The sequence below is a fragment of the Megasphaera sp. DISK 18 genome, assembly GCF_001682955.1.
Classification (GTDB): domain Bacteria; phylum Bacillota; class Negativicutes; order Veillonellales; family Megasphaeraceae; genus Megasphaera; species Megasphaera massiliensis.
Genome location: NZ_LUGJ01000026.1, coordinates 1 through 18,875, shown reverse-complemented (window position 1 = coordinate 18,875; position 18,875 = coordinate 1). Strand labels below are relative to the sequence as shown.

Below are 18,875 nucleotides of genomic sequence, written 5' to 3'. Positions count from 1 at the left end.
CTTGACGGGTAGCAGTTCAGGGTTGCGTGCGGTCTTTTTATATGCCAAGGTTAGAACAATTTTTCATAGAGGAAGCGAATATCGTCGAGAGACAATTCTTTGCAGTTGTTGACCAAGAGTCGGGTCTGCTGGCTTCCGGCCTTGACCAGAAAATCAAGGTCTTCTTTTTTAACGCCGAATTCTTCCAATTTAGTCGGAATCTGAACTTTTTCTACGACATCTTTGATTTCGGAAATGATGTAGTCCGCTTTAGCATCTGCCGTTTCAGCGTATTTTTCCGGATAGACAGCATCGCAAAGGGCAGCCAGTCGATCCGTGCAGGCATCCTTATTGAATTCCATGACATGGGCAAAGAGGATGGCATTGGAAACACCATGGGCAATGTGATATTTCCCGCCCAAGGGGTAGGACAAGGCATGAACGGCCGTCGTCCCCGAGCCGGTAATGGCCACGCCGCCATAAAAGGCACCGATAAGCATTTCCGTTTTGGCGTCCATGTCAGATCCATCTACAAAGGCCTCCCGGATGTTGTGGAAAATTTTCTTCGCCCCTTCAACGGCATAGGTATCGCTCAAAATCGTCGCTTTCTTCGATGTGAAGCATTCTACAACATGGGCTAAGGCGTCGACACCGGTAGCTGCCAAAACCTTCGGCGGCAGATGACGGATCATTTCGGCATCTAAGATGACATAGTCGGGAATCATGCAGTTATTGACAATCCCCTGTTTCGACTGTTCTTCCGGAATGGCGACAATCGAATTACAAGTTGCTTCAGAACCGGTACCGCACGTCGTCGGAATCATCAGCGATTTGATGTATTTCTTGGCAATCGTCGGGTCCTTAAGCAAATCGCGGACACCGTATTCGGCACCGATAACGATGCTGGCCAACTTCGCCGCATCCATGACGCTGCCGCCGCCGACACCGATGACCAAATCGATATTGGCTTGGCTGACTTCGGCAATGACGCGTTCAACCTCCTGATAAGACGGTTCTGTCGCCAAATCATCAATGACCGTCAGCTTCAAAGAAGAGCAAATTTCTTCGACTCGTTTCGTAAGACCTGCGCCGCGAACGCCTTTATCCGTAAAGAGAAGGACGGACTGCGCCTTTTCTCGCTGTAATACTTCACTGATTTTTTCAACACTGCCGGGACCTGCATAAACGACGCCCGGAATCGTCAATTGGCATTGTTTCATGTTTATTACCTCCACCTTTTATACTTATTTAAAACGGAAAATATAAACTCTTAAACCGAAGATTTCCATTAACGATCGTAGCTTGTGGCATAATCATTTTTTCACCATCAAACTCTTCTCCCATTCTATTTTTTAAATGGAATGGGCGATCTTCTACACTGAATATCGTTACATTACCGTTTGCACCAGACTTTAATGTACCAATCCCCCACGGCAGTTTATGAATTTTTGCTGGGCTAAAAGTGCATGCAGTGACAACATCCATTAACGGCAATCCTAAATTCAGCCATTTCGACAAAACCACAGGAAGCCCCCATAACATATTATTAAACAAACCATTCTTAGTAATATCCGTCGAGATAATATCGGGATAAAATCCTTGTTCTATTGCAGGATAAATGACCCTATAGCAGTGGTTGATTCTTGCATCCGCTGAATCAAAATATACACCGCGTTTCCTTGCATTAAAAACAGCTTTATTAATCTTTCCATCTTCATCAATAATGGTATTCTGCTTTCCCTGATAAATATGGCAAACAACATCCCCCGGTCGCAACTTATTTACAATATCTTCCATTGTGCTCGCTGCATTAGTAACATGTAAAGTAATTGAACATTTCAACTTTTCAGCTAATTCAATGGTTTTATCCAAAACAATCGGACCAAAAGGTTCTACGACCTCTTCACCATATCTTAATTTCAAACCTCTTGCATGAATAGGATCTGCTTGAAAAATGCGACGAAGCCCTTCTTCATCAAAATATCTGGGATCGACGTTTTCAGGATAGCTTTCAGTAATTTGCCCTGACGTAGAAACATTCACTGAATAGAAAATATTTAAATAACAATTATCCACCACATTTCGTTTGAAAATAGGCCAATTTCCGACACCCGAGCTGCCTCCATCAATGGCACTGGTAATGCCCATTGGAATCAAATTTAAATCAGCATCAAAACCAGGTTCGGTTCCTTCTTTAAATACATGTACATGAGAGTCAACCCATCCGGGACTAACATAATAACCCTCCGCATCAATTTCATCTTTGACATTATAAATTACGTCCGGATCATAGTCTACAATCTTGCCATTACATATAGCAATGGATCGCTTAGAAATCTTTCTATCATCTGGATCAATAACATTACCATTTTTAATTAAAACATCTATTGTTTCAGCCATCATGTTTCGCTCCTTTTCATTAATAAAACATCCTCTCCAGCCCCTTCAAACAAGAAGTCGCCGGAGAGGCGTTTATGGCAAACTACATTAAGCTAAAGTGTACTACGCTTCAACACCAATTTTCTTTTTAAAGTTAATGAGTAAGGAAAACAGTCCAATGCCAATACCGAAGCAAGCAAACAATACGAGTGCTAAGAAATAAGATCCCGTGGAACCAACAATTGCCCCAATGATTAAAGGAATAATAGCTCCGCCAATATTGCCTACACAGTTCATGCAGCCACCAACAGTACCAATATTTTCACGCTGTGCTAATGCAGCCGGAACTGTCCAGTACAAGCACCCAGACCATTTTTGGAAGAATAATGCGACAGTAATGCAGCCAATAGCCATGTAAAGCGAGTCAGACTGACTGAGCAACAACATGGCACCGCCTGTCATAACCCCGATTAATAATAAGTTGTAATGCATAATCTTATTATAGTGTTCTTTCCCAAATTTTCTTTTCAAAGTATCCGTAATCGTACCACCTAATAAACCGCCAAGCACACTAACGCCATAGATGATAAATAAAGCTCCGCCCAATCCTTTAATATCTAAATGATGTACAGTTGCTAAATACATTGGTCCCCAGGTCATCAGACCATAGGCAATGGCATTACCGCAAGTGAACCCAAAGCACATTCCCCAAAAATCTTTATGCATAAAATATGTCGTTAAACGCACCTTGACTTTTGTAGCAACACTGTCGGCCTGATTGGCTTTCCATTCTTCTTCCAGTGCATTTTTAATATAATCACGTTCAGCTTGATTAACCCGCTTATTTGTATCCGGTGTCGACATTAACCGTCGACCACAAATAATAACAATAACAGCAGTTAAAGCCCCAATGGCAATCAAAGCCTCTCTCCATCCATCTAACCAAAGAACAAACAAGGCAACTAACGGCGCCCCAAAAGCATTCCCCAAAGAGGACCCGACATCAACGAGCGCACTTCCTCTGGAGCGTTCCGTAACAGGAAGCCATATAGATTGCAGCTTAGCGCCTGCTGGATAAATAGGTGCTTCAGAAATACCTAGCAAAACGCGAATGAACATAAAGAGTTTACTACTACTTAAAATCCCTGTAATGGCTTGAAATATCCCCCAGCATAAACCGCCAATCAGCAAAATCTTACCCGGTTTAAATCTGTCACAAAGCCATCCACAAGGAATCTGCATCAATGCATATCCCCAAAAAAATGCACTTAAAATAGCGCCAACAACTTCTGGTGAAAAGTTCAATTCTTCTTGAATCTGAGGCATACATACGGAAATAACGGCACGGTCAATGTAGTTGATAGTACAAATAATAGCTAACATAAAAAATATATTCCAGCGTGCGTTAGTTTTTTTCATCATTTCTTCCATTTATAAGTCACACCTTCCTTATTATTAAATATAGAATTAAATATAGAATTAACTATTGTTTTTCATTTGGTGTGGCCAGATCAACGTGCTATACTATTGGTATAGCATGAATTATTGCATAACACGAGGACGCCCATTCTCAAAAAATGCAATGTTTTCATGCTTTTTGCTATATATGCAGCAGTATAGATCAGCCTTTTACTTGTTCCATCGCTTATGGTCGTATGCTTTGGGATTGCATACCTTATCCCACTTTTGACCGTTTATAACAGCTACCGTTCCTTCTGCCGCCAGAGTTGCAACACCTGAAGCCGCTTCTCGCGTCTGTCCTGCCATATGAGGAGTAACAACGATATTATCATGATGGAAAATAGGATCTGCCGGATCAATCGGTTCATGTACAACAACATCAGTCCCGGCACTGTGAATCCAGTTTTCATCCAAGGCTTTATTCAGCGCAGCTTCGTCAACGATACCGCCGCGAGCACAGTTTATGAGAATACCGTCTTTTTTCATCATCTTCAATTCAGCTTCCCCAATCATATTCCGCGTTTGCGGCGTCAGCGGTGTATGGATGGAAACGACATCGGATTCCTTTAAGATATCATGCATATCTTCACGATATCCATAGCCTTGTTCCTCAACCGCTTCTCGCTTAATAAACGGATCGTAAACCAAGACTTTCATGCCAATCCCGGCAGCCATGCCGGCAAAAATACTTCCGATATGGCCGTAGCCCAACAAGCCGAGTGTTTTTCCGCCTAATTCATAGGCTTTATAGGAGCTGCGAATGCCAAAGTTACCGTTACGCATTTCTTTGTCACTGCGAATCATATCTTTAGCGCAGGCAAACATCATTGCCATCGCATGTTCTGCAACAGAACGACTATTGGCGCCCGGGGCAATGACGACGGGAATTCCGAGTTCCGTTGCTGCTTCGACATCGACATCGTCAACGCCGACACCGGGTCGTCCAATAACTTTTAAATTCGGGCACTGTTCCATCGTTTCCCGATCAATAGAACCGATTCGAATGATAACACCATCAGCATCTTTCAATTCCGGAAGCATGACTTTCGGGTCGCCGCTATTTGTAATAACGACCTCTACACCGGCCTTTTCAAGAACAGCCATGCCATCGTCGTGCAGACGATGTGAAATTACAACTTTAGCCATGAATTACATCTCCTTACGTCAATTATTCATACAGTTTAAAAACATCTTCCAAGGCCTTTTTAATAGCCGGATCCGTGCAGTTCGACGGTTGACGAGCCGGACCTACGTGATAACCGCGCATGTTCACCGCAAGTTTTACGACAGAGTTCGGATTCCCCATCTGCATGACGTTTCGGAAAGCGCGAATTTTCTTCTGCGATTCGTTAGCTTTTTCGATGTTGCCTTCTTTCCAGTAGTTATAGATGCTGACCATCAGTTCGGGGAAGACATTGGAGCAACCGGAAATGGCGCCCGTGCCGCCTGCCATGAGTGCCCAAAGAATCAGGGAATCACTGCCGGCCAGTACATTGAGACGAGGATCGGTATTTTCAATATATTTCAGCATATTATCGAAGTTGCCGCTCGAATCTTTAATACCGATGATATTTTCATATTTTGCTAAGGTTTTAACCGTCTTCCAGTCAATGGCGTTACCCGTTCTTGCCGGAATGTTATACAACAGAATCGGCAGGTCAACGGCTTCCGCGACAGCGCTGAAATGTTCGATCAAGTCAGCCTGAGAAGCTTTTACAAAGTACGGCGTGATGATGGACAGGCAATCGATACCTCCCATCTGCTGCACAGCCTTCGACATTTCGATTGTTTCTTTCGTCGTAACGCAGCCTGTACCGGCGTAAACGGGGACCCGACCTTGAACGGCTTCCACAGCAGCTTCAATGATTTCCAATTTTTCTTTGAAAGAAAACGCATAGAACTCACCGTTCGTACCTAAGGGGAAAATACCATGGACGCCGGCTTTAATCAGATGATCGATGAACGCCTGGTATTCCTTTTTGTTAAATTCTTCGTTTTCTGTCAACGCCGTAACGACGGGGGTAATTAAGCCTTCTGCTTTAAACATAATATATTCGCTCCTTTGTACATCTATATAGAAATTTAATGATCTGCAAAACATTTTCCTAAGTCGACGGCATAACACATACTGTCTGCCTTGGCAATGCCCTTGCCGGCAATGTCAAAGGCCGTACCATGGTCGACGGACGTCCGAATGATGGGAAGTCCTAAAGTGACATTGACACCGGAATCAAAGGCCACCAGCTTCATCGGAATATGTCCTTGGTCGTGATACATGGCAACGACAATATCGTAAACACCGCGGTAAGCTTTCAGGAAAACCGTATCCGGTGAAACCGGTCCGTCCACGCAAAGTCCTTCTTTCTTTGCTTCTTCAATAGCCGGTATGATTTCATCAATATCTTCACGTCCGAAGATCCCGGCTTCCCCACTGTGCGGATTGAGTCCGGCAACGGCAATTCTCGGTTCCGTAACGCCTAACTGTTTCATCGCACCATCAGCCAAATGGATACATTCCAAAATTCTGGCTTTCTTTGCTCGATTACAAGCTTCTCGCAGAGAACAGTGCGTCGATACATGAACGACCGACATCTTTTCACTCCAAAGCATCATGGTATAGGCTTTGGTGCCCGTAAGGGTTGCAAAGATTTCCGTATGACCGTCAAATTGATGCCCGCCTTTATGAAGCGCTTCTTTATTTAAAGGCGCCGTCGTGACGACTTTGATGTCACCTTTCAAAGCATCGGCAATAGCCCTTTCGATATATCGGTAAGCAGCATCTCCGGCAACGGGAGAAACCTTTCCGATTTCAAAATCTTTTCCGATGGCCAAGTCTATAACAGAGATAACATTAATCTTTCCCGGCTGAAATTCTTGAATATTCTGAATACGTACCAGCGGCGTCGTCAAGCGGAGCTGTTGGTGGTAGTATTGGAGTACATCATAGCTGCCGTAGATCAATACAGACTGCTGATACTCTTTTTTAGCATCTATGGCTTTGAGCGAAATCTCCGGTCCGATTCCGGCCGGATCCCCCATGGTGATGCCCACAAATTTATTTGCCACTGTATCTCCTCCTTTATCACAACATCGTTGTTTCGTTATGTTGTTATGTGTTTATTTTTGTTGTTTAAATTATATTTCACTTGTTCGAATAAGTCAACAACTTTTTATAATGTCAACAATGCCTATTTATCATTGTTTTTTCTTTTTAATTTGCTGAAAATTCTTAAAAAGCAATTGCTAAGGCTAGATAGTCAGTAGCTTTATCCCCATTTATCCGCTTCTTTAAATCATGATATTTTAACATAATAGAACAGATAAGAACAAAAAAAGCCATTAGAATAGGCAACATTCCTTACCTATTCTAATGGCTTTTAACGATTTCTATGCACCGAAAATTCACGGCTCCGGCAGATATCTTAAAGATTCTATACAATTGTAAATATCTTTTTCCGTTCCAAAGGCTCCGGCCTTGGTCACAATGGGCAGGCCATTTCGAACACCGCCCAACAGTCTCCCTTGAACAAAACCGGGCACAAGTTCCCGTTCAATCCGGGATCCGTGTGCTGCCAACCGGCGTGTGACAGCAATGGCCGTATCTCCGCCCGTCAAAAACAGTCCGCTCACGGCGGCATCCTTTAAAATAGCCGTCACCAGTTGACTCAAGGTTTGTTTCGTAAACTCGGCCAGCGTATCCGTAGAAAGCCCCTTTTCACGGCCATAGGCAGCAAAATCTTCGTACGCCTGACGGCAGTCCGCTCCCGTCAAAATGACATTATGACCTTCCTGTAAACGTGAGACAACCGATTGTATAACGTCACCGGTGCACGGCTTTTCATAAAGTTCTTTCATATCCAAAGAAACGATACTCACTCCCTTATCTCGACAGTATGCAATCTGCGCCATCGTCTTGCTGCTAATGCTGCCGATGACTGCCAATACCGGAAGACTCCGGCAACTGACCTGTAATATCCCTTGAGCCAGTCCGGCTGAACCGATCCAAAGGATTTTCTTTCCCGTCTTCATCGCTGCCCGGGCAATATTCTCCAACTGAGACTGTTCCCGGGTATCAAAAGAATAGGCTCGTCCCGTCAAATCAACTTCACCGTCGACAACAGGACCGCAGTCATAGTGGTGTACGGGCTGTCCCAGGCAGGCAGAGAGGATTTTCTGAATATCATCGTCCTCGAGTGGATTTCTCGGATCTCGGGCAATTTCCGTATCGAGGAGCGGCACGCCATGAACACAGAGACGACCTCGTTCTACCGTCCGCCCCTGCGCAGGATAGGCCGGTGCAAAAATAATGAGTTCCGGCTTATAAACGTCGACAGCAGCCCGAATCTCTTCTTGTAAATGACCGCGTAAGGTTGAATCGACCTTTTTATACAGAAAACGGCATCCCCCTCGCTGCTCGACGCAGGACAAGGCCGTGTAAACGCGATGATACGCTTCATCTTCCGAAACAACTCGGCTTTCACAATCGATAGACAAGCTGGTTTCATCATCTTGAATCTGATTTATATCTAAAATGACATCGACGGGAACCCCTTTTCGGCACAGTTGGACTCCCGTATCATTGGCTCCCGTAAAATCATCGGCTACGATGACAAATGGATGCATAATACCACCTCACTAAACAGGGATAAAGGTTACATGATGTTCGTCAAACAAACTCTGTTCTTCGGCTGTCGCCGTATAATCGCTAATGAGCACATCCATTTCCCATAAGTCGAGAATATAATAGAGTTTATGTTTTTTAAATTTAGAGTGATCGGCAAGGAGGACCACCTTATCGGACGCCTGCAAACAAGCTCGTTTAACATCAATTTTTTCAGCATTGGCCGTCATGATTCGCCAGTCCGGCGTAATGGCCTGTGTCCCAAAAAAACAGATATCGAAGTGCATGGTCTGCACCATATTGGTCGCCAAAACACCGCAGGTCGAATTGGATTCGACGTCAATATGACCGCCCAAAAGAATGACGTATACCCCTAAAACCGGTGTCAAAACTTGTGAAATGGCTAAGTCATTGGTGACAACGGTCAAATTCTCCCAATGCTGCTTGGCCATTAATTCAGCTAACTCAAAATTCGTCGTTCCGGCATCCAAATAAATGCTCATCGACGATTCTATCATGGGCAGGGCTGCGGCTGCCATCTTTCGCTTTTCATCGATATGGACCAATTTTCGATTCCGATACGTGGCATCCTTTACGGATGATTCCACTAAAACAGCTCCGCCATGACTCTTTTCAACGAGCCCTCCTTCTTCTAAATGCTGTAAATCCCGACGAATCGTCATCGTCGTTACGTCCAGTTGTTGTGCTAAGTCGTTTACAGTAACGGCTTTACTCTTATACAATTCATTTAAAATAAATTGCCGTCGTTCTGCCGGTAGCATATCCTTCACCTCATGTTCATCTTTACATAGTTCTCTCACAATTCGTTGTTTATATTTGTTGTTTTGTGTTATTTAATTATATCAAGAGGAAAAAGAAGCGTCAAGAAGGAAAACATAGCAAAACAGACCTCGCACAAAAAGTATGATATGCTCCCCCCCTTGGGTAGACATGAGAAATAATAAAATCGCATGTTTCTTGAAGAGGAGCATATCATTTACACGATTTCACTGAAGCAGCTTATTTTTTATGCCCGCATATATTTCGTTCCCCGTCCCACCCCAGTCTTGCGTATGGCCTTCTTTTGAACCAGTTCATTTAATACACGTATTACTTTAACTCTCGTGAATGGAGTTTGCTCTTCGATTTCTTTTCGACTCATGAGGCGATTTTCTGGCAACACCTTGAAGACGAGCAATTCATCCTGTGTCATTTGAGGAACCGCATCTAGGACTGGCAAGGTAAGGCGAACAGCATTATCAGTAATAAAGAAACGCAAATGCAACGAAAACTTTTTCGTCTCATTTACATCCAAACGAAACCTTATTTTTCTGTCTAACTCAGTATTCTGCTGAACGAAAATTGGATTATTCAAAAATCTAAGAACTTCAAATATCTCCTGTCCATAAGATGGCAATATTATAATCAGAAAGTCTATTCCATAACCAAAAAGTCCCCTGAGCCAGTATGATGTGCCCCCCTAAAGTTAGATTTTTAGGTCCAACTTTAGGGGGGGCGGTTCATATTACCCAGGGGATTTTCTAAAACATTTAGTCGTTTCTTGCTACTTTAAAAATGGAAGTCCATCTGCGTACGGATGAGGGTTCTCTTATTATCGGAGTTAGAAATCTGTTCTTGTTTCGAGTACAGCGTTTCCCATTCGATATTCTTCCAGGGCACGTATTTATAGCCCAGGATCCAGCCTTTACTGCCGGCACTGCCATTGTAGAACAGGGAGCCCCATTCATCGTCGCCAGCAATGGTACCGTTCGTTCCATAGCGATACCAACGGGCATAGGCCTGCCAGGTTCCCGGCTTCTTCAGGTCCGTTTCTTTATAGTTCAGCCGCAGGAAGGTACTGCTGTTCTGATAGTCGGCATTAGTACGGACATAGTCGGCCAGGAAGCGGACGTCTTTTGAGACGTCAAACCAGCCGCTTAAGACGTAGGCTTTATCGTAATCGACAGTTTCTTCACCCCAAGATTCAAGATGGGTCGTGTTCTTTTCGTAAACGTCTCCCTTATTCTTGGAGTTGAGGGCATAAGCCAAGTTGATGCCGGCTCGCGGCCCTACATTCCCCCACGTCCCAAGACCGTACCAACTTTCGTGATTGCCGGCCCCGGTCGATGCCATCCAGAAACCGCTGGCCATCAGGTTCGTCCCTTTAATCGGTACGGCAACTTGAACACCATCGGATTCGGTCCCGAAGAGGACGTTTTGCTGCCCTAAACCGCGCCATGCCCGGCCAATATTGATCCAAGCTCCGGTCTTAGGATCCGTCCCTTCGACCCAGATACGCTGGATATTCCCGTCGTGACCGGACCAGCGCTTGGCACGGCCCTTGTCTTTCCCGTCAGCTGCCCATGAACCCGATTCATTTTCATGGTCGTGACCGCCGTTGTAGAAGGAATTTTTTTCTAACTGGAATTTAGCCTTCCAGTTGTCGTTTACTTTATAGGCCCCGTTGAGGCTCATATAGAAGCGATTATTGTCCTTATACAGGTCGCTGTTGTTCTGTACCTGACCGCTGTATTTATCATGGTCATATTGGACGCGGACAAAACCGCTGAGCTCCATCTTGCCGGCGATGCCGTTCTTTAATTCATCGATATCTTTCGTATTCTGGTCGATCTGCTTGGTGTTAGCCGCTACTTGCTGCTGGAGGATGCTGATTTCATCGGCATATTCACCGTGGAGCTTTTCAAGGACCGCCTTATCGCCGAAGCTGCCGCCGCCCTTCTGCATGGCTTTGGCGACGATGCTGGCCACTTCATAGCGAGTCATCGTGCGGCCGCCTTCAAAGGTATTGTCGCCCATGCCTTCGATGACCCCTTCTTGGGCCAGATAATCGAGGGCTTCATAAGACCAATGGTCTTTCGGTACATCAGAAAAACTGTCGGCCGATGCCGCCCATGCCGCACCGGACAGTTCCAACGTCAAGGCCGCTAAGACCGCACAGGCTTTTTTATTAAAATACATCGTAAGGACCTCTTTTCTTATAAGTTATCGATCAGCATGGCCCCTACGCTGTCATAGACTTTACGGGCCTGAGCCTGAATGGCCGGTCGGGCTGTAGAAACGGTATAACCGTGGTAGCCCAGGATCATGGGTAGGTCGTTGATTTCATCGCCAATGGCCAAGATTTCGGCGCCGTCCCACCCGAAGAGGGCGAGCGTATGGGAAATGGCCTGTTCTTTACTGATGTCAGCCGGAATAATATCGACGGCACAGCGATTGGGGTACGCATGAATCACGTTGCCAAAATTAGCGTTGACTTCCTCACTGGCCGCTAGGGCATCTTCCGCGTTCGTAAACCCTAAGGAAAACTGATGAATGATCTGCGGCAAGTGCTCTATATCCTCTTCTGTAATAGGAACCAAGGTATAGTCCCACTGTTCAGCCTCGCGCCAAACCCAGGTCCCCTCCATATCGTGGCAAAGATAGGTCCGGTCTTCTGATGAAAAAGAGAAATGGAAGGATTTTCGGACCAGAGGCAGTTCACTGGCCTTCTTTAAAACGGCCGGCTCGATACGGGCTTCCCAGAGGACCCGATTCTGTCCGTCACTGATAAGGCCGCCGTTATTGCAGGCCAAATAGTCATATTCAATGCCGTAGTGCTTGAGCTGGGGCCAAAGCATGCCGTGGTCACGGCCGGAAACGACGCCGAATTTATGGCCCGCAGCCCGCCACTGACGAACGGCTTCCGCATCTTCAGCTGTAATGATATCGTCTCGGAATAAAGTCCCGTCGTAATCACTGGCAGCAACTTTTAACATAATATTCCTCCTCATATACGATAGATGACGGATTCTGCCGGTCGTAATTCACCGGCCCTGGGATTTTTAAAATTCCCAATAAGTACCGAGGCGCCCTGTACAAGGTCGGCATTATAACGAACCGTATCATTCGTGAAATTGGCCAGAATCAGGACAGCCTGATTACCCAAAGTCCGTTTAAAAGCGTAGATGGACTCATCGTCAGCCAAGAGTTCTTCATAGCTGCCCTGCAGCAAGATCTGCGACGCTCCCCCCCTGAATCGTTCATGCTGGAGTTTACGATAGTAAGAAAGAACCGATTGATCATCCTTTTCTTCAACTTCAGCGCAGCAGGAGACAAAGTCGTCATGAACGGGAAGCCACGGCGTCCCCGTCGTAAATCCGGCCTGAGCCTCCGTCGTCCACTGCATGGGAGTCCTGGCATTATCTCGGCTGTGGAACTGTACGACCTTCAGGGCTTCTGCCGGTTCAAAGCCTTCCTCCAACGCCATCTGATACTGGCCATGAGTCGAAATGTCGTTATAGTCTTCAATCCGTTCAAACGCCGTATTGGCCATGCCTAATTCCTGCCCTTCATAAATGAAAGGCGTCCCCCGGAGTCCGAACAAGACCGTCGCCATGGCTTTCGCCGCCGTTTGGGTATCCATTCCCTCCGGGAAGTAGTGATTGACACAGCGATTGCGGTCATGATTTTCAAAGAAAATCGGATACCAGCCATTTTCGGCCGTCGCCCTTTGGCTGGCAGACAGTGCTTTTTTAAGCTTCGTCAGCGGCCACGAAGAGGCTTTGCACCAAATTTCATCATCCGTAAATTCCACGTTCGAATGGCTGAATTCAAAGAGCATACTGAAAACGCCGTCTTCGCCGACCCATTGGGGCAATTCTTCCGGTGCCACCCCATTGGCTTCAGCGACGGTGAAGATATCGTGACCATCGAAAACCTGGCTGCGAAATTCATGGAGAAAATCGAGGATACCCTGTGTATTGGCAATCATCTGATGGATTGACGATAAGCCGTCAGCCCCGTCAACGGGACCGTCTTCAAAGACAGCCGGCTTCTTGATATAGACGATGGCATCGATGCGGAAGCCGCCGACACCTTTATCGAGCCAGAAATTGGCCGCGTCATACAAGGCCTGGCGAACGTCTGGGTTTTCCCAATTCAGATCCGGCTGTTCGACGGCAAAGGTATGCAGGTAATACTGCTGCCGTTCTTCGCACCAGGTCCAGGCCGAACCGCCGAAGATGGACCGCCAGTTCGTCGGGGCAGAGCCGTCTTCCTTGGCATCGCGCCAGATATACCAATCGGCCTTATCGTTGTCCCGGCTCCGTTTCGATTCTTGGAACCAGTCATGCCGGTCCGAAGTGTGATTGTACACTAAATCCATGACGATGCGGATATCCCTCTTTTTGCCTTCAGCAATGAGTTTTTCCATATCGGCCAGGGTCCCGTAGCGACGGTCGATGGCCGTGTAATCACTGATATCGTAGCCGTTGTCGACCATAGGCGACGGATAGACCGGCGTCAACCAGACCGCACCGATGCCCAAGGCTTTTAAATAGTCGAGATGACGCGTAATGCCGGGAATATCGCCTTCACCGCTTCCTGTCGTATCCTGAAAGCTGCGGGGATAAACCTGATAGACTGCTGTTTTTTGCCACCATTTTAACGTATCCATAAAAACCTCCTAGAAAATGACAATCGGTGTTTCACCAGCAACGACGGGCTGGTCCGGTTCTTTCTTCATCTGCGGATATTCCGGAGAATTGGTAACGGCCATGATGACGATATCGTCATAGCCGGCCTTGGCAATGACATCGCGGTCGAAGCGAATCAAGGGATCACCTGCTTTTACCTGTGCATCCTGCGCGGTCAAGAGGGTAAAGCCTTCACCATTTAAGTTGACCGTATCGAGACCAATGTGAATCAAGATTTCAGCGCCATTGCTCAGTTCCAGGCCGACGGCATGAAGGGAGCTTTCCATGATCATCGACACAACGCAGTCCGCCGGCGCGACAATCGTATCGCCGGAAGGTTTAATGGCTACGCCATCGCCCATCATCATCTGAGAAAAGGCGTCATCGGGGACTTCGCTGATATCGACGAGGTCGCCGGACACGAAGGCTTTCAGCCGCATGGAGCGGGAATCTTCATCGACGGAAGCGACAGCAGCAACAGGTGCAGCCTTAGTGCCATCCGCTTCAGCCGCTTTCGGTTCTGCCGGCGCGGTTTCAACAATCGGCGTATAATCGCCTTTCAGCAAGGCATCGAAATGGCTGCGGACATTCGGCACGGACAGGCCGACGATGACCTGAACGGCACGACCGTTTTTCACCAGACCAAAGGCACCGGCATTGGTAAACTTGCTCGTCCCGGCAACCTTATCCGGGTCGTTGACCGTGACCCGCAGACGGGTCGCGCAGTTCGTGACTTCCTGAATGTTGTCCGGACCGCCGAGGCAGTCGAGGAATACTTGGGCTTTCAGGGCATCGGCACCGCCGGTAATCCCTTTCTTTTCCATTTCTTTCTTAGCCTTGTATTCGGCTTTCGTAAACAATTTATCGTCTTCACCGTCATCGGTCCGCCCAGGCGTCTTAAAGTCGAAGTGCAGGATCAAGAAACGGAAAACGACGAAATAAATAGCGGTAAAGCAGAGGCCGATGGCAATCTGCATGATATACGTCCCGGCATGGAAGCGGAACAGGGGAATCCAGTTTTGGACGAAGGCATCGATGAGGCCGCCGCCGAAGTTGCCAGACAAGCCGATAAAGTAAAGGATCGTCGACAAGGTCGCCGATAAGACGGCATGGACGACATACAGTACAGGAGCTACGAATAAGAAGGTAAATTCAATCGGTTCGGTAATGCCGCAGAGGACGGCCGTAACCGTGGCCGGAATCAAGAGAGCTGCCACTTTTTTCCGCTTTTCCGGTTTGGCGCAGTAATACATGGCAAGAGCAGCGCCGGGCAAGCCGAAAACTTTCGCGCTGCCATGAAGGGCAAAACCGCCCTGAGGGAAGAGTTCCCGCAGCGACTGGGCACTGGTCACAAAATCGTTGAGATGCTGCAGCCAATAAGCCTGAATGCCGTTGTCAACGACAGCCGGCCCATAAATGAAGGGCAGGTAAATGAAGTGATGAAGGCCGGCCGGCAGGAGAATCTTTTCCGCAAAGGTATAGGCCCAGACGCCGAAGATACCGCTGGTCTTGAGGAAGAACTGGAACTGTTCGATACCATGCTGAATGGGCGGCCAAATATAGCAGAAGAGAAGGGCTGTCGGCAGCATGACCAAAAAGCCGACGGCGACGACGAAAGCCGGGCCTTTGAAGATGCCGAGCCATTCAGGGATTTCCGTGTCATAGAAACGGTTGTGGAGATAGGCTGTAATGCAGGCAATGAAGATGGCACCGAGCATGCCCATATCCAAGGTCTTGATGTTGGCAATCATAGCCAGGCCCGTACCGGCTCCGGCTTCCTGACTGTAATCGACACCGAAATAACTGCCGTGGAGACTCAAGATCCCGGCGATGAAATAGTTGAAGATCATGTAAATGACGAAGCCTTCCATGGCACAGCGTGCCTGTTCTTTCTTGGCAAAACCAATGGGAACGGCGATGGCAAAGAGGATCGGCATCTGCTTAAACACCGTCCAGGCACCTTGCTGGACGACGTACCAGAAATCGTACCACAAGGTCCCCTCTTTAGCTAAGCTGCCAAAGAGTCCCGTATTACTGAAAATAATCGACACGGCAACAGTCAAGCCGAAGAAAGCGAATAAAATGACCGGCGTATACATAGCGCCGCCAAAGCGCTGCAATTCCTGCATGCTGCGTTCCTTGCTGAATGTCATAACAGTTTCCTCCCGTTTAAAATAAAAATATAAGTCCTTAGCTTTCTCGGTCATATAGCGAAGACGTCATTCGATGTATTCCTTGAAGCTATCTTTACTAACAGGATATAAAAAAAGAGCCGCGAACACAATAGTTTCGCGGCTTTCCGGCACTGCGGCACGGGGCTGTAATCTGGTACAAAATACGTACTTTGGTACATATCATTCGTCACCTTGGCGCAGGCGATGACAGTACATACAGTAATTAACATACCAGACTTCTATGAGGACAAAGTATGGCATCATGGACTGGAAGGGAACGTGTTCCTCTTCCTTATCGTAGAGTTGGAACTGGCCCGGAGAAATATAGAAATTGACCGTCGACAACGAGGCCAGCGTGTTATCCTGCAAACGGGTAACGGAAATAAAAGGGATATCCCGAGCCTTCAGGAGATGGCCCAATTCCGTCACGGCCGGAGATTCTCCGGAAAAAGAAACGATGATGAACAAGTCGTCCTTCGTCAGGGAATGGACAAGATTGCGGAACTCTTCCCGCGCCGGCACATCGTAAATCAAAATATTGTCATAGAAAAAGAGGCGTTTTAATTCTTGGACGACGTTATTTTGCACATAGCCCGAAGAATACGTAAAAATCCGATTGGCTTCATGGATGAGGGAACTGGCCCGATCAAAATTAAGATTGCAGACCTTATCGACGGTTTGGGCATAAAATCGATTCAACCCTTCCAAGGTATGGGCATCATACTCAAAGGCTTTTGCCTGTTCCCGTTTGAGGAGCAGTTTGAATTCGCCAAAGCCTTCAAGGCCCAATTTTTGGGCAAAGCGGACAATGGTCGTCGTCGACACGTTGCAGGCGCGAGCCAATTCATGAATCGAACTTCGGCGAACGGAGGCCCGATGCTGCACAATATATTTCCAAATTCCCATATCGGTATTATTCAGTTCTTGTCGGTGTTCATTGATGAGTTCCTCCAGTGCCATGGCCGCTCCTCCCTTGCAAAAAAGCCCTTGCGGAAATTTCCGCAAGGGCCGGAATTATGCTTTTATTATAAAAAATTAGGAGAAACGCGTCAAGAGTCAGGACCTGGCATCAGACACAGAGAGCCGCGGCAATGGCGGCCCCGATGGAGGCGCCGTGGCTGTTGGGCACGATGTGAATCGGCGTCCCTTCGGAAAGACCCATGCAGGAACGGCAGACAGCCCCTTCAATGACGCCGGGAACGCCGGCAATTTTTTCGACCAGACTGCCTTCGATGGCAATGGCCTGTGCTTTCAGTTCTTCCTCTCCCGCCAAATGGCCGAGAATGCCGAAGCTGGCAGCGCCAATCATCTGTGCCGCCCGCGTAAAGACGGCTCCACCCAAGGCACGGAGACCTTCTTTTTGTTCCGGCGTCACGTCAAAGCCGAGGACGTCGCGGGCCGTCTTTTCGCCGGATAAGAGTTCATTCATGCAGCGCGTCGTAAAGCGGGGAATATCGTCACGATCCAAATAATCCATCACCATGACACGAAACAGTTCATTCAAATAACGGCCGCCGATCATCTTTTCGAAGCAGTGGTCGCCGGGCTGCTGCGATTCTTCGTCGACGCGGCGGTCCCAAGCCGTACGAGGTCCGCCAGCAAAACCACCTGCTTCTAAGTTGACGATCATCGAAAGTGCCGGTTCATAATAACACATATTGAAGCCAGTCCCGCAGACGATGCCGATCTGGGCCGGATTATGCTGATAGACAGACGACAAGAGGGTCGCTGTCGTATCATTCAACAGGGCCACCGGTTCAATACGGTCCATCCCATTTCGAACGAGGGCTGCCTTTAAGAGGCCGTTGATCGACTTACCGGCAACACCGGGGACATCGATTTCTTTCGACCAGGCGATGAGGCTGGCATCTTTGGCTGACGTCTGATTGACGGCAAAGGAAAAGGTAAATCCCAACTTATAGGGCTCATTGCCGCCGGCCGCTTCTTTTACGATATTGGCGATGAAGTCAAACAAGGCCTCTGCCGTCGTCGACGAAGTCGTGTAGTCATAATCGTCACCTCGCAGCGGCTTGGCTACCTTGGTTTCAATCGTAAATCCATCTGCGCCGGATAAGGTGATACGCGAAGCCCGGACGTTGGTCCCGCCGAAATCAAGGGCCATGAAGGTCCCCGTTTCCAATCCCGTCGGGAGTCCCAAATAAGTACGCAGGGCTGAAAGAGAGCTCTTTTTACCGGCCAGAGCATCTTCCGCCGTCCGGCGAAAATCCTGAGCCAAGCGGCATAAATCGGCGCCGTCTAAGTTCAATTCCTGCTGCATCATCTTAAAATCCTTTATCATGTCTGCCATCGCTGTAGGCCTCCTGTCTGTACGTTAAACATCTATGCCTCCATCATAAAGGAAAAGCATCGAGAATACAACCGACAAGGGCCGCTTTGTTCCCATGCCCTCTCATTGGACGGTGGTACATATTGTGAACTTCGGTACACCCTCATCATGATACAAGAAAAGGGACAGTGCATGAAGATATCATTCATGCACTGTCCCTGAATAAAATTTGGTGGGCGATAACAGGATCGAACTGCTGACATCCTGCTTGTAAGGCAGGCGCTCTCCCAGCTGAGCTAATCGCCCATGTGGTGACCCCTACGGGATTTGAACCCATGTTCTCGCCGTGAAAGGGCGATGTCTTAGACCACTTGACCAAGGGGCCACGTAATGTGGATTGTGGTGATCCACCCGAGATTCGAACTCGGGACACCCTGATTAAAAGTCAGGTGCTCTGCCAACTGAGCTAGTGGATCATACTGGCAGGGGTAGTAGGATTC

General features: G+C 47.5%; 15 protein-coding genes and 3 tRNA genes. All 18 read right to left on the bottom strand.

Translation table 11 applies throughout. The features are described from left to right. Positions 1 to 50: 50 nt before the first annotated feature. The 18 genes from A0U42_RS06260 to A0U42_RS06175 all read right to left on the bottom strand — a co-directional run bounded on the left by A0U42_RS06260 (position 51) and on the right by A0U42_RS06175 (position 18,851). Positions 51 to 1,199, bottom strand: a complete 1,149-nt coding sequence (locus A0U42_RS06260; RefSeq protein WP_065360307.1) for an iron-containing alcohol dehydrogenase — start codon at positions 1,197 to 1,199, stop codon at positions 51 to 53. 28 nt (positions 1,200 to 1,227) lie between these two features. Further along, positions 1,228 to 2,382, bottom strand: a complete 1,155-nt coding sequence (locus A0U42_RS06255; protein ID WP_141669503.1) for an amidohydrolase family protein — start codon at positions 2,380 to 2,382, stop codon at positions 1,228 to 1,230. Positions 2,383 to 2,481: 99 nt separating this feature from the next. Further along, positions 2,482 to 3,789, bottom strand: coding sequence for an MFS transporter (locus A0U42_RS06250; RefSeq protein WP_044505266.1), 1,308 nt, complete (start codon positions 3,787 to 3,789; stop codon positions 2,482 to 2,484). A gap of 198 nt (positions 3,790 to 3,987) precedes the next feature. Beyond that, positions 3,988 to 4,965 carry a hydroxyacid dehydrogenase gene (locus A0U42_RS06245; RefSeq protein ID WP_065360305.1) on the bottom strand — a complete coding sequence of 326 codons (978 nt, stop codon included), beginning with the start codon at positions 4,963 to 4,965 and terminating at the stop codon, positions 3,988 to 3,990. A gap of 22 nt (positions 4,966 to 4,987) precedes the next feature. After that, positions 4,988 to 5,866 carry a 4-hydroxy-tetrahydrodipicolinate synthase gene (dapA, locus tag A0U42_RS06240; protein WP_065360304.1) on the bottom strand — a complete coding sequence of 293 codons (879 nt, stop codon included), beginning with the start codon at positions 5,864 to 5,866 and terminating at the stop codon, positions 4,988 to 4,990. A 35-nt stretch (positions 5,867 to 5,901) separates the two neighbouring features. Then, the gene (gene pdxA, locus A0U42_RS06235; RefSeq protein ID WP_065360303.1) at positions 5,902 to 6,885 is read right to left on the bottom strand and encodes a 4-hydroxythreonine-4-phosphate dehydrogenase PdxA; all 984 of its coding nucleotides are present in this window, start codon (positions 6,883 to 6,885) and stop codon (positions 5,902 to 5,904) included. Between the two features lie 336 nt (positions 6,886 to 7,221). After that, positions 7,222 to 8,442 (bottom strand): four-carbon acid sugar kinase family protein, encoded by a 1,221-nt coding sequence (locus A0U42_RS06230; protein WP_065360302.1) that lies wholly within the window; start codon positions 8,440 to 8,442, stop codon positions 7,222 to 7,224. A gap of 12 nt (positions 8,443 to 8,454) precedes the next feature. Next, positions 8,455 to 9,222 carry a DeoR/GlpR family DNA-binding transcription regulator gene (locus A0U42_RS06225; RefSeq protein ID WP_065360301.1) on the bottom strand — a complete coding sequence of 256 codons (768 nt, stop codon included), beginning with the start codon at positions 9,220 to 9,222 and terminating at the stop codon, positions 8,455 to 8,457. A 245-nt stretch (positions 9,223 to 9,467) separates the two neighbouring features. Beyond that, positions 9,468 to 9,815 carry a hypothetical protein gene (locus A0U42_RS06220; protein WP_065360300.1) on the bottom strand — a complete coding sequence of 116 codons (348 nt, stop codon included), beginning with the start codon at positions 9,813 to 9,815 and terminating at the stop codon, positions 9,468 to 9,470. Positions 9,816 to 10,009: 194 nt separating this feature from the next. Then, a complete protein-coding gene (locus A0U42_RS06215) occupies positions 10,010 to 11,419 on the bottom strand; it encodes an S-layer homology domain-containing protein (RefSeq protein ID WP_065360299.1) in 1,410 nt (469 codons plus the stop codon). A 17-nt stretch (positions 11,420 to 11,436) separates the two neighbouring features. Next, entirely contained in the window at positions 11,437 to 12,216 is a 780-nt protein-coding gene (locus A0U42_RS06210) for an HAD-IIB family hydrolase (RefSeq protein ID WP_065360298.1), read from the bottom strand. 11 nt (positions 12,217 to 12,227) lie between these two features. Further along, entirely contained in the window at positions 12,228 to 13,895 is a 1,668-nt protein-coding gene (locus A0U42_RS06205; protein WP_065360297.1) for an alpha-glucosidase, read from the bottom strand. Between the two features lie 9 nt (positions 13,896 to 13,904). Continuing rightward, positions 13,905 to 16,067 carry an alpha-glucoside-specific PTS transporter subunit IIBC gene (locus tag A0U42_RS06200; RefSeq protein ID WP_065360296.1) on the bottom strand — a complete coding sequence of 721 codons (2,163 nt, stop codon included), beginning with the start codon at positions 16,065 to 16,067 and terminating at the stop codon, positions 13,905 to 13,907. 201 nt (positions 16,068 to 16,268) lie between these two features. Continuing rightward, entirely contained in the window at positions 16,269 to 17,048 is a 780-nt protein-coding gene (locus A0U42_RS06195; RefSeq protein ID WP_065360295.1) for a MurR/RpiR family transcriptional regulator, read from the bottom strand. Positions 17,049 to 17,157: 109 nt separating this feature from the next. Then, positions 17,158 to 18,396: a hexokinase gene (locus A0U42_RS06190; RefSeq protein WP_065360294.1), complete on the bottom strand. Its 1,239-nt coding sequence runs from the start codon at positions 18,394 to 18,396 to the stop codon at positions 17,158 to 17,160. Between the two features lie 209 nt (positions 18,397 to 18,605). After that, positions 18,606 to 18,681, bottom strand: a tRNA-Val gene (locus tag A0U42_RS06185). 3 nt (positions 18,682 to 18,684) lie between these two features. Continuing rightward, positions 18,685 to 18,760: transfer RNA gene (locus tag A0U42_RS06180), tRNA-Glu, on the bottom strand. A 15-nt stretch (positions 18,761 to 18,775) separates the two neighbouring features. Then, positions 18,776 to 18,851, bottom strand: a tRNA-Lys gene (locus A0U42_RS06175). Positions 18,852 to 18,875 lie beyond the last annotated feature (24 nt).

Excerpts from the sequence above, each read along its gene's own strand:
- A0U42_RS06210 (WP_065360298.1), bottom strand. The coding sequence starts at position 12,216 with ATGTTAAAAGTTGCTGCCAGTGATTACGACGGGACTTTATTCCGAGAC.
- A0U42_RS06215 (WP_065360299.1), bottom strand. The coding sequence starts at position 11,419 with ATGTATTTTAATAAAAAAGCCTGTGCGGTCTTAGCGGCCTTGACGTTG.
- dapA (WP_065360304.1), bottom strand. The coding sequence starts at position 5,866 with ATGTTTAAAGCAGAAGGCTTAATTACCCCCGTCGTTACGGCGTTGACA.
- A0U42_RS06245 (WP_065360305.1), bottom strand. The coding sequence starts at position 4,965 with ATGGCTAAAGTTGTAATTTCACATCGTCTGCACGACGATGGCATGGCT.
- A0U42_RS06200 (WP_065360296.1), bottom strand. The coding sequence starts at position 16,067 with ATGACATTCAGCAAGGAACGCAGCATGCAGGAATTGCAGCGCTTTGGC.
- A0U42_RS06225 (WP_065360301.1), bottom strand. The coding sequence starts at position 9,222 with ATGCTACCGGCAGAACGACGGCAATTTATTTTAAATGAATTGTATAAG.
- A0U42_RS06250 (WP_044505266.1), bottom strand. The coding sequence starts at position 3,789 with ATGGAAGAAATGATGAAAAAAACTAACGCACGCTGGAATATATTTTTT.
- A0U42_RS06195 (WP_065360295.1), bottom strand. The coding sequence starts at position 17,048 with ATGGCACTGGAGGAACTCATCAATGAACACCGACAAGAACTGAATAAT.
- A0U42_RS06205 (WP_065360297.1), bottom strand. The coding sequence starts at position 13,895 with ATGGATACGTTAAAATGGTGGCAAAAAACAGCAGTCTATCAGGTTTAT.
- A0U42_RS06260 (WP_065360307.1), bottom strand. The coding sequence starts at position 1,199 with ATGAAACAATGCCAATTGACGATTCCGGGCGTCGTTTATGCAGGTCCC.
- A0U42_RS06230 (WP_065360302.1), bottom strand. The coding sequence starts at position 8,442 with ATGCATCCATTTGTCATCGTAGCCGATGATTTTACGGGAGCCAATGAT.
- A0U42_RS06255 (WP_141669503.1), bottom strand. The coding sequence starts at position 2,382 with ATGATGGCTGAAACAATAGATGTTTTAATTAAAAATGGTAATGTTATT.
- A0U42_RS06190 (WP_065360294.1), bottom strand. The coding sequence starts at position 18,396 with ATGGCAGACATGATAAAGGATTTTAAGATGATGCAGCAGGAATTGAAC.